Origin of the sequence: Microbacterium sp. CGR1, from assembly GCF_051062835.1 — a bacterium.
Classification (GTDB): Bacteria; Actinomycetota; Actinomycetes; order Actinomycetales; family Microbacteriaceae; genus Microbacterium.
The window spans coordinates 2,363,402-2,376,886 of the sequence record NZ_JAOTPG010000001.1; the positions used below are offsets into that span (position 1 = coordinate 2,363,402).

The following is a 13,485-nucleotide window of genomic DNA, read 5'->3' on the forward strand; positions in this document are numbered from 1 at the left end:
CGATCGGAGAACCGACCGCCCCGCTCCGCCATCGGTCAGTAGGCGCCGAGATCCTCCCACGGGCCGTTGACATCGCCCGGCTCCTGATTGCGGGTCCACCACTTCGCCCTGAACGTGTGCCCGTCGTGCGCGACGGTCTCGCCGCCGACGTAGACGAACGACGCCGTCCACGCCTGCACGGCGTCTCCTGCCGCGGGAACGACTGCGCCCTGCTGCATCCACGATCCGGTGACGGAGCTGCCGGGCTGCTCGTTCCGCGTCCACCACTGCGCCGTGAAGACGGCTCCGCCGTGCGACACCTCATCACCCGCGCCGTAGACCGCCGCCGGATCCCACACCGGGATGGCCGGAGCCGTCGACGCCACGCCGAACACGACGAGCTCGGCCACGTTCAGGATCTGACCGTTCACGAGTCGGATGTACCGGAACGAGGTGTCGTCGCTCACCGTCCACTGCTGCCAGTCGAGGGTCTTCGCCGGAATCGCGGGCGTCAGCCGAGTCCACGTCTGCAGGTCGTTCGAACCCTCCAGCCGCATGTCGGCGATGCGCGAGGTGCCGTAGCCGTCCTGCCGCACGAGCAGCTCCGCCCCGCTCAGCGACACGGTCGTGTCGGGGCCGAAATCCCACACGTTGCCGTAGAGTCCGGCGTTCAGCCGGGTGTCGGAGTGCGTCGCAGGGTCGCCGTCGAGCATCCTCGCCGTGTACTGCGTCCACGCGGCGTCGACGACTCCGTCGGGGCGCAGCACCGTCGCGTCGCGGAACGCCGAGTCGATGCGTCCGCTGTCGCTCGAGAGGAACAGTCTCGATCCGTCGGTGGTGGCGTGGATCGTGTCGGCATTCTGTCCGTCGGCAGTGGTGAAGTCGACGGCGAAGTCGACCCGTGCCCCGCGCTGAGCACTCTCGGGCACCGTGGCCGTCGCGACCCACTGGCCCGCTGCGGGAGACGTCACGGTGGCGGGAGCGCCGAGCACCGTCACGGCCACGTCCGTGTTGCCTGCGGGGCCGGAGATACGCACCTCGACGCCGTCTCCCGGCACGATGCGTCCTGCGACGGCGTCCGGCGACGAGAGCGATACGGTGTCCATCGATCCGACAGCCTCGATGCGGGAGCCGTCTATGCGGATGTCGGCGATGCTCCAGATCCCCGGATATGCGGGATCGGACGGCACACCGGGCTCGTCCACCTGGAACTTCAGGAATCGGAACGGCTGGCCCTGCACCTCGTCGCGCACGTCGATCCACTCGATCGACGAGTCCTGGCCCACGTTCGGATGCTCGGTGAGCAGCGTCCACGTCGCGCCGTCGTCGGAGCCGTAGACGTTCGTCCCCTCAGCACGGTTCGGGAATGTGTCCCTGGCCTGGATACCGAAGCGCTCGGCGCCGACGCGGAAAGCCGACCCGAAGTCGAACACGATGCTCGGAACACGCTGGTCGCCCCAGCTCGTCTGGTTGTCGCCATCTGTGATCGCGGTCAGCTGTGCCGCCGTGAGCGGCGGAGCCGTGACGAGTCCCCGATAGTCGAGAGTGCCGTCCGCCAGCACAGGGTCGAGCACCACGAGACCTGAGACAGCGTCACCGAGCCCGTCGAGAAGGGTTGCGAAGGCTGCGGCATCCGCGCCCTGCACTCCCTGCTCCGCGTGCGTGCGCGCCTCGACGAATCGCGCCCAGCTCGCCGAGGTGTACTCGTCGCTCTCGCCCGCGCGTCCGACGAGTTCGTCGATCGCGGCATCCCGGCTCTCTGCGACCGTGATCGTCACGGGCAGTGCCGTCGTCGTCGTGCCGTCCGACGCCGCGAGGGTCATCTGCGCGACCCCCGGCTGAGCGGGCGACCAGCTCAGTTCGCTTCCCTGCAGGACCATGCCTGACGGGGCGTCCTGCAGCGTCAGGGTCACGGTCTCGCCGGTGGCATCCGTGGTCTGCACGGCGCGCCGCCACTGCTCGCCCGCGACGAGCACCGCATCGAGCTCGGGAGCGTCCGCGAACACCGGCGGCGTGATCACGCCGTTCGCCTGCGCCAGCAGCCCCGCGACGTCGATCTTCGCGTCAGACCCGGTCGCCCGGAGGAACAGGATGTTCTCGCCCACGGCAGCCGGCGTCTTCGTGAGCGCCAGATCCAGCCAGACGTAACGCCACTCACCTTCAGTGTCGGGGACGACGATCTCGGCGAACGGCTGCTCCTCCGCGGTGCGTGAGGCCAGCAGTCGTGCGGTGCCGGAGCTTCGCACCTTCACGGCCACGAGCGGCTGCGCGGCAGCCCGGTCGCCCCAGATCGCCCGCCTGATCGCGAGGTTCGCGTCATCGGCACCGGCATCGAGTCGGATGAAGGACGTGCCGTCGACCTCGTCTCGGACTGCTCCATCACCGAGGGGCGTGCCGAAGGTGCGCACCGACAGTTCGGCGCTGTCTGCCAGCGGAGCCGCCGCTCCGTCGACCTCGGCGAGCTCCTCGGGGAAGGCCACCCAGTACTCGGCTCCGGTGTAATCGGATCCCCGGTCGTTCCAGAAGTTCTGGACACCGGTGCCGTAGTAGTAGAGCGGACCGTCCCGCTGCTCGTAGAGCTCCGCGACATGGGGCGCCTCGGCGGCGACATCGACGTCGGCGACGTAGCGGTACTGCAGGTAAGCCTCGCTGAGCGGATCCTGCAGGCGACCGCGATACGCCTGCGAGATCGCGCCGCCCTCGTTCGCTGGGATATACGGCACCTCCTCGCCCATCATGAAGGCGTAGAAGGTGTCGGCGCCGTCGAGGATGCGGTGGTCGAGGAAGTCGTAGGGCGAGACGGCATCCGCCGATTCCGACACGGTGCCTGCGGTCGGATCGACCTTCGTGCCCTGCGCGTCGACGATCCGGGCGAGGGCGACGAAGATGTCGACGTCGCCCTGACCGTGCGCCTGATCTCGGAGCATCTCCATGTGCTGCACGAACGGCTGGCCGGTCGTATTGCCGGGAGCATCGGCCGGGATCTCGCGGAACAGCTGCTCCAGCGATCCGTTCACGTTCCCGCCGTACAGGTCGTGCTCGCTCTCATAGCCCGCGTTGACCGTGAACCACTCCACCCGCTCGGCGTAGAGATCGGCGTCGTCGAGGAAGATCGCCGCCGAGATCATGCCGATCACGCCGTAGAGGTGCTGGTTCCACAGGCGGTTCTTCGAGGACAGGAACGTGTCGAGCACCGGTCGCACCAGGTTGTCCTCGATGCGCTGCTCGTCGGTGTCGGTCCACCGCAGATCGTACCCGTCGAGGGCGGCGTTCGCAGGCTCGGTGCTGCGGATCAGCTCGGCCGCGATCAGCATGTAGTAGAGCGGTACCCCGGTGTGGATGTGAGCGTCGGCGAAGTACTCGTACTTCGCGGCGTCCAGGCCGCTCCATGCTCGGAGTCCGTGCAGGGCGTTCGCGCGATACTGCTCGTCACCCGTGACGACGTACTCGAGCGCCTGGGTCATCACGCCGATGCTGTCGCGCTGCGCCATGGAGCGCATTCCGACGCTCGCGTACGCGTCGTTCTTCGGGATGTCGGTGCCGGGCTGCGCGTTCTCGACGCGGTAGTCGATCGCGGCGTACCGGGTGTCGACCATCGCGTCGTAGTAGCTCGCCCACGGGTCGACCCCGGCGAGCACCTGGGTGCGCATGTTCTCGAGGTTGTCGGCGGTGAAGCCGATCCCCGGATGCGCGAATCCGGCGTCGCTGACCGTCTCGACGATCTCGGGCGCGGCCGTCTGCAGGGTGGTCGAGACCGGAGCTGCGGCGGTGGCCGGCGGTGCGACGAGGAGCGCGCCGCTGAGGGCGATCACCCCGGCGGTCAGCGCACCGACCGTCTTGCGGATACTGCGTTGTTCGATCTTCATCGATCTCTCTTCCGTGACGGCGCCGTCGAGCGACGGCGCGAGGGCATGCAGGAGCAGGAACTTCGCGACGGTCAGGGGTTCGGAGGAGTGCGGGTCAGTCCTCCCCCGCCGAATCGGTCTCGCCGTATCTGAGAGACACGTCGGTGAAGTCGGCAGACCACCCGCGGCCGTCGAGATCGTCCGCGCGCACGCCGAAGAACAGGCCGGTGAACCGCAGCCGATCGCCGTGGTCGTCCGACAGAGTCCAGGCCGGGTGGACGCCGGGTACGTCGGTCCAGTGATCATCGCCGACCGCGGCTACGGCGAACCGGAGGTCGGGTCCGTCGAGCATCAGCCGCATCCGCACGTCCCCATCCGGCCGTGCGACCGGCGCGGAGCGAGTGGTGCGCGCCCCGTCTCTGACCACGACGCGGACGTGCCGGCCGTTGTCGGCATCCCACCCCAGCTGCAGCCAGATCCAGCCGCTGCGGTCGTACCAGGCGATCGCTCCGGCGAGCTCACGGGTGCTGGTGGACTCGGCGTCCACCGTGACCTCGAACGTGGCCCGATGCTCCTCGACCCTGGTGACGATCATCGACTGATCGAAGACGGATGCCGGCGAGTGCCCGCCACGCAGCCGTAGCCATCCGGGTCGCGCGGTCAGGTCGGCGGTGTCTCGATCGAGCGCTGTGCGCAGCGTCGACCAGCGCCGGCTGTCGAGCTGCGCGGCATCGAAAGACTCAGCGAACCCCGACGCGACGGGGCGGCCGACGCCCTGTCCCTCGACCTCGAGCTCGAGCGCGGCATGATGCCCGCCCTGCGCCAGCCGCAGCCAGCCTTTCTCGTCGAACACGACCCGCTGCAGGCAGGTCTCGCGCCCGAGCGTGCTGTACCTCTCACCGAGGTGCAGAGTCGGCCGGCTGGCCAGATGCACCAGCATCCACTCGCCACTCGGCGTCTGCACGAGCTCGCCGTGACCCGCCTTCTGCAAGGGCAGACCGGGGGCGTCACGGCTGGTCAGCACGAACGGCTGCGTGTCACGCTCGTAGGGTCCGGCGATCTCGCGCGAGCGCGCCACCGTGATGGCGTGGTTCCATCCGGTGCCACCCGCGGCGATCAGCAGGTGGTACCAGTCGCCGATGCGGTAGAGGTTGGGACCTTCCACCAGCGTCGACTCCTGATGGATCACGATGGCCGTGCCCGAGGTGCGGCTCTCATCAGGCAGATACTGCTCGAGCACGAGACCGCCGAACGACGGATGCTCCGGCCGCTGATCCCATTGCACCCCGACGATCCAGTGGGTGCCGTCGGGGTCGTGGAAGAACGAGAAGTCGAACCCGCGTGAGCCCAGATGCACCGGCGCGCTCCACGGACCGTCGATGCTCTCGGCGGTCACGAGGTAGTTGTCGATGTCCTTGTCGTCGCCGTCCACGGACCGCACCACCGAGTACGCGAGCCAGAACAGGCCGTTCGAATGCGAGAGGCTCGGCGCCCACACACCCCCGGAGTCGGGCACGCCCCGGAGGTCGAAGCCCTCGTCGAGCGCATGCCCGCGGACCGTCCAGTGCACGAGGTCGGTGGAGTGATGGATGCGCACCGCGGGGTGGAACTCGAACGTGCTGGTGGCGATGAAGTAGCCGTCTCCTACCCGCACGATCGACGGGTCGGGGTTGAACCCCCGGAGGATCGGATTGCGCACGACGGCCATCACACGACCCCCGGCACCCGCTCGAAGCCGACGAACGCCTCACCCGCGACGAAGCGGGCGACCTCGTCGATCACGTCACGCCCGAGTCGGTGGAGCTCATTTCCGGTGGCGCCCGCGATGTGCGGGGTGAGTGTGACATTGGGCAGGATCCACAGCTCGTCATCGGCGGCGAGAGGCTCCGGCTCCGTCACGTCGAGGATCGCGTCGATCCGCCCCGCGCGCAGATGCGTGCGCAGCGCGTCATGGTCGATCAGCGAGCCTCGAGCCGTGTTGATCAGCACCGAGCCGTCGCGCATGGTGGCCAGCTCGTGAGCGCCGATCATGTGCTCGGTCTCGGGAGTCGCGGGGGCGTGCAGCGAGACGATGTCGGAGGCCGCGAGCAGATCATCGAGTGTGGTCTTGAGCCCGCCGAGGGCCACGATCTCCTCTTCCGAGGCATACGGATCGTAGATCAGCACGCGCACGTCCGTCGCCTGCAGAAGCTGAGCCACGCGACGTCCGATCCGCGAGGCGCCGACGAGCCCGACCGTGCGTCCGAAGTTGCCACTGTCGATCAGATCGGCCTCGCGGTCGACGAAGGCGCGACCCTCGCGGTAGATCTGCTCGGCATACCTCGCCCGCTTGCCGGCGAGCACGATGGTCGCCGCGGTGTACTCGGCGACAGCCTGCGCGTTGCCCTCGCCGGCGTTCGTGAAGACGATGCCCCGGCGCGCGGCCTCCACGATGTCGAGCACCGCGCTGGCGGCGCCACCGGCGAAGACGACGGCGCGCAGGTTCGGCATCCGCTCGAGCATGTCGCGGTCGACCTGCGGACATCCCCAGCCGGCGAGCAGGATCTCGGCCTCGCTGATCAGGTGCGAGGCGTGATCGCTCTCGAAGTCGGTGAGCACGTCGGCGCTCACATCGACCAGCGCGCTGAGCCGGGCCCGGTGCGGGCCGAAGAGGTTCTCGGCCAATGCCGGGGGATTCATCGCGACGATCGCGCGGGGTCGGGCGTTCACTTCTTCAGCTCCTCGATGCTCCAGTCGTCGCGCCAGCTCAGCTCGGCACGACCCTCCTCGACCCGCAGCGGCAGCCAGATCGGCGCCGACGAGGCCAGGTCGTCACGATCCCAGCGGTCGCCGATGTACACGTGGCCGCCGTCGACCGGCAGCACGACGCTCACCTGCGAATCGAACGTGCGGCTGCCGGTCGGGGCGAAGTCCCGCCACGGCGACCACGGCCCCTCGAGCGCGGAGGCGGTCGCGTACTTGTTGTCGTTCAGGTCCCAGCCCGTGAGGTCGGATCCGAACAGGTAGTACAGCCCCTCGTGACGCACCAGCGTCGGCGACTCGTACCCGATCTCGGGGCGATCCTGCTGGCGCAGCGTCGCCACGATCGATTCGACTCCGCAGTGGTCGTCGCGAAGCCGATAGATGTGCAGACCGTTGTCGCGGTCCTCCGAGAGCAGATAGCCGACGCCGCCCTCCTGGAAGACGCCGATGTCTCGGCTGAGGTTGCCGAGCGGTCGCTCGCTGCCGAGATATTCGTACGGCCCCTCGGGCGCATCGCCGATCGCGAAGCCGACCCTCGCGTCCGAGTAGTCGGCGCTGTCGATGTGAACGATCAGCACCCAGCGCCCGTCCGGGCGGCGCAGCGCCTTGGGCCGTTCGACGATGCGGTCCGGTGCCAGGTCTCCCGAGTCGGCGGCGAGCGCGTCGCCGACATACTCCCAGGTCGCGAGGTCGGCCGAGCGGTAGCAGGCCACCGCCGTGAATCGGTCGCCGGCGGTCTTGTCCTCACCCCAGGCGTACCAGTGCGGCCCGACGCGCTGAATGCCGATGCCGTGCAGCTGCGCGATGCGGGCGCGGCCGTCGGTGAAGAGCTCGCCGGTGCGGATCGTGCCGCTCATGCGTCGCTCCCCTCGATGTCGGGCCGGACGCGGAGCACGCGGGCGCCGAGTCCCGGCCCCGTGGCGATGCAGATGCCGTCGCCGGCGCTGTCGATCACCCAGCCGTCGACGGAGGATCCCGCGGGGAAGAGGGTCTCGACTCCGTGGACTCCGGGGATCGTGAACGAGCGCGGCTCCTCCGACCTGTCCCACACGAAGAGCAACGACTGCTCGGTTCCCCGCAGGCCCAGGCAGACGACGTCGTCATCCCACGCGGGCAGGCCGAGCGGCCAGAACGGATCGGTCGCAGCCAGCCCGCCGCGCACGGTCTTGTGCAGGCCGACGGCCTCGGCGACGAGCGCCCGCTGCGATGCGCCGAGCTCTCCCAGGAAGCCCGAGAGATAGAGCCTGCCGCTCAGGCCGGTGACGAGGGTGAACACCGTCTCGGCATCCGTCATTTCGCTCGCCGGGTACGCCCAGTTGCCCGCCTGCTCCGGAAGGATCGACGCGGGCGCCGATGCCGCGATCGGCGGATAGAGACGGAAATCCTGCTGGTCGGTGGTGGACTGCAGGTGTGTGCGCGACAGCAACGCGTAGTCGGCCCGCATCGCGCCCGACGAGCAGTTCTCGATCAGGAGTTCCGGATGCCGTCTCTGCACGTCGTCGAGCCAGTCGCCGACGGCGCGGATATGGCCCAGCAGGCCGTCTCCGGCCGCTGCGGCCTGCCACTCGGTGCCGGCACCGGGGTTGATGTTGTAGTCGAGCTTCAGGAAGCTCACGCCGTACTCTCGGATGATCCGATCGACCGTGTCGTCGAGGTGCGCCCGCGCCGCGGGGTGCCGGAAGTCGAGGTGGTAGCGGTCGTGCTCGCGCACGCGCACACCGAACCTCTGGAAGAAGGCGTCGTCCGGCAACGTCTTCGCGACAGGACTGGTCACCCCCACGACCTCGGGCTCGAGCCAGAGTCCCGAGCGCATGCCCGCAGCGTGGATCTCGTCGATGATGCCGCGGAGCCCTGCCTCGTCGAACCGGCTCGGGGCCTCCCGCCACTCGCCGACCGTGTCCCACCAGTCGCCGATCTCGGGGTCGGCGAACCAGCCCGCATCGATGCAGAAGACCTCTGCCCCGGCCTCGGCGGCGGCGCGGATCAGCGGGCGCAGCGCCTCGGACGAGGGCTGCCCCATGAGCGTGTTCATGAAGTCGTTGTAGACGATCGGCAGGTCGGGACCGTCGACGCGGCGGATCGCTCGGCGATGCGAGGTGAGCGCGGCGATCGCCCCCTCGAATCCCTGCGCCGACGCGGCGAGCGCGACCGGCGCCGTGAGGAACTCGTCGCCGTGCGAGAGCACACGGGCGAACTGGTGCTCGAGATCCGTGGGGCCGAGCAGTGAGAGGGCCAGACCTTCGATCCCCTGACTGAGGTCGACATGCCAGCCGGCGCCACTCTCGATCTGCCAGGCGATGACCGAGCCGTCCCGGTGCACGAGGGCGCCGACAGGCAGGTGTTCGCCGGTCGACCATGCGCCATGGCTCGTCAGAGTCGCGTGGCCCCGGCCGTCCTGCGCGTGGATCGGCAGCGACAGCGGAGGCAGCTCGTCGGTCAGGGCACGACGGTGCCAGCGGTTCTCCGCCAGCCATTCGCTGCGCGCGGTGAGGAGGTCGTACTGCTCCCCCGCATGCGGGCCCGCGCCGAATCCGACGTTGGCCGAGCTGACCGCGGTGATGACGACCGGCGCCGACGCGGTGCCGCGCAGTGTGTGCTGCACGCGCAGGGCCGTGCCCGAGAGCGCGAGCACGCTCGTGACCTCGAGCCCCGTGAGCGCGTCGCGCTGCACGAGCGTGACCGTGTCGGGGTCGGCATCCGTCGGTGCGGCATCCATCCGTTCGATGCGCAGTCGAGCCCCCAGAGCCGAGCGCACGTAGGCCTGACTCGTGCGCGCACGCTGCTCTGCGGCGGTGAAGATCTCGACGAGGGGTGCGGGGTGGCCGTCGCCGGCCGCGAGGGACGCCGGGCCGTCAGTTCCCGCCGCGATCGTGAATCCGCCGATGCGGGCGATCATGCGCCCACCCGCTCACGGGCGCGATCGAAGCCGAGCGTGCGGGTGCAGATCGTGGCGGCCACCGCGGCGAGAGCCGGCGTCGACAGCCACGCGACCGCGCCGATCACCGGAAGCGAGGTGGCGAGACCCGCGAGAGCCGCGAGGAGCAGCCAGACGAGAGCCAGATGAGGGCGCTGCAGGACGATCCGTGCGGCGGCGAGCGCATATGCGGCGCCGCGCAGGGGCGAGTCCGAGAGGAACGCGGCTGCGACCACGATCGCGGCGACGACGGCGGCCACGGCGACCGCGCCCAGCAGCACACCGGCATCCGCCCCGAGCAGGGCGATGTCGTAGCCGAGCACGAGCGCAGCGGCGCTGAGCGCCAGAGCCGAACCCCAGCGGTGGCGCACGGCATCCGCGAAAGCCCGCCAGAAGGTCTGCGCCACGTGCGTCTCAGAGTCGAGCAGCGCCGCGGCGGCCGTGGTCAGTCCGTGCAGCGCCGGGGCGACGGGCAGCACTGCGGCAGCGCCCAGCCAGAGCGCGATGTGGGTGGCCTGCCAGCCCACGAGCGACTGGAAGACGAGCAGGGGCACGAGGCAGATGACGAACGACAGCGATACGAGGAAGTAGTGGAACGCGCCGAGCAGCAACGTCGCGATGACGCCGTCGTAGCCGAGCAGACGGCCGAGTCGCGAAGTGGTCACGGTGCTCATCCCTTGACCGCCCCGACCGACATGCCCTTGATGAAGTAGCGCTGGAAGGCGGCGAAGATCGCGACCGAAGGGACGATGGCGAGGATCGCTCCCGTGTAGATCAGCTGCCACTGAGAGGTGAGCAGACCCACCATGCGGTTGATCGCGACGTTGATGGTTCCGGCCGACGACGAGTCGAGGAACACCAGGGGGATGAAGAAGTCGTTCCAGAGTCCGAGTGCCTGGATGATCACGAAGGCCGAGGTGACCGGCAGGAGCATCGGGAAGACGATGAGCCAGAAGGTGCGCAGGCGGCCCGCGCCGTCGACGTGCGCCGCCTCTTCGACCTCGATCGGGATGCCCTTGATGAAGCTGCAGTAGAGCAGGATGCCGAAGCTCGCCGCCCCTCCGAGATGCACGAGGATCACCGAGAGCAGCGTGCTGTACAGGCCGACATCGTCGAAGCCCTTCACGAGCGGGATCATGCGCACCTGGAAGGGGATCATGAGTCCGGCGATGAACAGCACGTACAGGAACCGCGAGGTGCGGCCGCCGATCCGCTCGATGCCGTAGGCGGCCATCGGCACGATGATGATGAGCATCACGACGGTGCCGACCGTGATGATGAGGGTGTTGAGCACCGCCTCGAGGAAGTCGGTCTGCTGGAACAGGGTGACGTAGTTGTCGAACGCGAAGGATGTGGGCAGGCCCATCGGATCCTTCGTGATCTCGGCGTACGAGCGGAACGAGTTCAGCAGCGCGTAGATCACCGGAGACGCGACGATCAGCACCAGGATGCTGAGCACCACCATCACGATGATCTCGCCGATCGACCACTTCTTCTTCTCCCGGCGCACGCGCGGCGGGCGTGGGATGCGAGCGATCCCCGCAGGGCGCGCCTCCGGCTCGATCTTCATGGTGACCTGGGTCATCGTCTCGGTCATGCCTGGATCTCCCTCTTGCGCATGTAGGCGTTCGCGGCGACGGTGCTCACGATCACCACGATGAAGAGCACGACGGCGGCCGCCGAACCGAATCCGGCCCGGTACTCGCCGAAGCCGACCTTGTAGATGAAGAAGGCCATGGTCTCGCTCACGAACCCGGGGCCTCCTGAGGTGAGCACGAGCACCTGATCGAAGATGACCCAGCCTGCGATCATCGCGAGCGTCATGTTGACGGTGACGGCGCCGGCGATCATCGGCCAGGTCACGTTCCAGAAGACCTTGGCGCCGCTCGCGCCGTCGATGCGCGCGGCCTCGATGAGCTCCTGCGGCACCGACTGCAGGTTCGCGAGGTAGATCAGCGTCGTGTTGCCACCGAGCGTGAAGCAGGTGATGAACAGGATGACCCAGATCACGATGCTGCTGTCACCCAGCCAGTCGCGGGCCCACTCGGGGAGGCCCATGTCGCGCAGCACCGTGTTGACGGAGCCGAAGTTGTAGTTGAGCAGGTACTTCCAGATGGTCGCCATGATGAAGGCGCTGACGAGCGCCGGCAGGTACACGGCCGTGCGGAAGAAGCCCTGGGCATGGTTGAGCTTGTCGAGCATGAGGGCCACGGCGAGCGAGATCACGTTGATGATCAGGGCGGAGCCGAGTCCGAGGATCAGGGTGTTGCGCACCGCGTTCCAGAAGCGGCCGCTCGCGACGATGTCCTCATAGTTCCGGATGCCGACGTAGTCGTAGCCGTCGCTGATGCCGTCCCAGTCGGTCAGGCTCAGCTGCAGAGTCTGCAGCGAGGGGACGATCACCATCATGAGATAGATCACCAGCGCGGGGATGACGAAGCCCAGCATGGCCAGACGCCCTCGTCCGAATCGCGGTCTCACTCTGACCTCGGTGTGTGCACTCATGTTCTCTCCTTGATCGATCGCCGTTCGCCGAAGCCGGGGCGCGGTCGGGTCCGCGCCCCGGCGCCGTGGCTCAACCGGCTGCGGCGACCTGCGTGTCGAGTTCCGCCTGGACCTTCGCGATCGTCTCGTCGATCGTGGTCTGGCCGTCCTGCATCTCGATGCGGGACTGACGGAAGAAGGTGTTGACCGAGCTGAAGGTGCTGAGCGTCGGGGAGTTCTCGTACCAGACGAGGTTCGGGTTCTCGAGCAGGGCGAAGAAGTCCTCGGCTCCGGGGATGGTGTCGTTGCGGGTGACCTCATCGGACTTGAGGATGTTGGGCGAGATCCACCCGCTCGCCTCCATCAGGTCGGCGGCCTCGACGGAGTAGAAGTACTCGAGGAACTCGACGGCGGACGCGTATTCGTCCTCGTCTTCCGCGGCCTGAGACGAGATCGCGAGACCGCCGGCTGTGTCGCCGATCACGCTGTTCTTGAGGACGTTGAGGTTGCCGTCCTCGTCGGGGATGATGAACAGCCCGGCGTCGAACTCCGGGTCGACCTTGTTGATGTCCATGAGTCGTCCGAGCCCGGCGGACGAGGTCGCCATGACCGCCTGCTCGTTGACCAGGAGCGTCGTGGTCTGCGCGTCCGCGGTGGACTGCCAGCCCTCCAGCACGTAGTCGTCCATGATCATCTTGAGCTCCTCGAGCGGAGCCTTCAGGTCGGCCACAGAGGCGTCTCCCGCAGCTGCCGCGTTCCAGAACCCGCCTTCGTCGCTGTACTCGGCGAACACCGGTGCGGCGAGCGGCTTCCAGAGCTGGTCGGAGGGCCACACCTCCGCGGCGGCGGTGGCGAGCGGCACGTCGCCATTGGCTTTGATCTCCTCGAGCAGGTCGATGAAGTCGTCGTAGGTCTCGGGCACCTCGAGGTCGTGCTCCTCGAAGTAGGTCTTGTTGTAGACGATGTTCATGCCGAGCTCGCCGTTGAGCGCGCTGGACGGCACGGTGTAGACGTTGCCGTCCTCGGCAGGGGCGAACGCGTCGGGCTCGAGCAGCGCCGTGACCTCTTCGGGCACGGGGGCGAGCTTGCCGGCGTTGACGTAGGTGAGGGTGTCGCGCATGTCCACGACGGCAGGCCAGTTGCCGGTGGCATCGACGGTCTTGAGCGCGGTGGCGTAATCGGATCCGGCGGGCAGCGGGTCGAGCTTGACCTCGGTGGTGTCGCTCTGCTCGTTGAAGGCGGTGACCACCTGGTCGACCACCCCGTTCCAGGTCTCGTCTCCCGTGGCGTACAGGAATCGGATCGTGGTCTTGTCCTCCGACGCTCCCGCGTCACCATCGCCACCGGCGCAACCGGCGAGCGCGAGAGCAGAGGTCGCGAGGCCCGCGGTCACCAGCAGGAGGCGGCTTCGTGCCGTCCGCGTCATTGCGTTGTGCATGTGATCTCCCTTGATTCGTGCCGGACTCTCGTCGGCTACACCGACGGTAGCCGAGGGGATAGCGTTTTCCAAGCACTTTCTGT

General features: G+C 68.3%; 9 protein-coding genes. All 9 read right to left on the reverse strand.

Translation table 11 applies throughout. The features are described 5' to 3' along the window. Window positions 1-35: 35 nt before the first annotated feature. Complete coding sequence (locus OD997_RS11690; protein ID WP_434331723.1) at window positions 36-3,845, reverse strand: carbohydrate-binding protein; 3,810 nt, start codon at window positions 3,843-3,845, stop codon at window positions 36-38. 94 nt (window positions 3,846-3,939) lie between these two features. Next, window positions 3,940-5,532 carry a family 43 glycosylhydrolase gene (locus OD997_RS11695; protein WP_434331724.1) on the reverse strand — a complete coding sequence of 531 codons (1,593 nt, stop codon included), beginning with the start codon at window positions 5,530-5,532 and terminating at the stop codon, window positions 3,940-3,942. After that, entirely contained in the window at window positions 5,532-6,533 is a 1,002-nt protein-coding gene (locus tag OD997_RS11700; protein WP_434331725.1) for a hydroxyacid dehydrogenase, read from the reverse strand. The genes OD997_RS11695 and OD997_RS11700 overlap by 1 nt, the downstream gene beginning before the upstream one ends. Next, window positions 6,530-7,423 (reverse strand): family 43 glycosylhydrolase, encoded by an 894-nt coding sequence (locus OD997_RS11705; RefSeq protein WP_434331726.1) that lies wholly within the window; start codon window positions 7,421-7,423, stop codon window positions 6,530-6,532. The genes OD997_RS11700 and OD997_RS11705 overlap by 4 nt, the downstream gene beginning before the upstream one ends. Next, window positions 7,420-9,462, reverse strand: coding sequence for an alpha-galactosidase (locus OD997_RS11710; protein ID WP_434331727.1), 2,043 nt, complete (start codon window positions 9,460-9,462; stop codon window positions 7,420-7,422). Before OD997_RS11710 ends, OD997_RS11705 begins: the two co-directional genes overlap by 4 nt. Beyond that, entirely contained in the window at window positions 9,459-10,145 is a 687-nt protein-coding gene (locus OD997_RS11715; RefSeq protein ID WP_434331728.1) for a hypothetical protein, read from the reverse strand. Before OD997_RS11715 ends, OD997_RS11710 begins: the two co-directional genes overlap by 4 nt. Before the next feature lie 5 nt (window positions 10,146-10,150). Next, window positions 10,151-11,077, reverse strand: coding sequence for a carbohydrate ABC transporter permease (locus tag OD997_RS11720; protein WP_434331729.1), 927 nt, complete (start codon window positions 11,075-11,077; stop codon window positions 10,151-10,153). Beyond that, entirely contained in the window at window positions 11,074-11,985 is a 912-nt protein-coding gene (locus OD997_RS11725; protein ID WP_434331730.1) for a carbohydrate ABC transporter permease, read from the reverse strand. Before OD997_RS11725 ends, OD997_RS11720 begins: the two co-directional genes overlap by 4 nt. A gap of 70 nt (window positions 11,986-12,055) precedes the next feature. Beyond that, window positions 12,056-13,402 carry an ABC transporter substrate-binding protein gene (locus tag OD997_RS11730; RefSeq protein WP_434331731.1) on the reverse strand — a complete coding sequence of 449 codons (1,347 nt, stop codon included), beginning with the start codon at window positions 13,400-13,402 and terminating at the stop codon, window positions 12,056-12,058. Window positions 13,403-13,485: the final 83 nt, after the last annotated feature.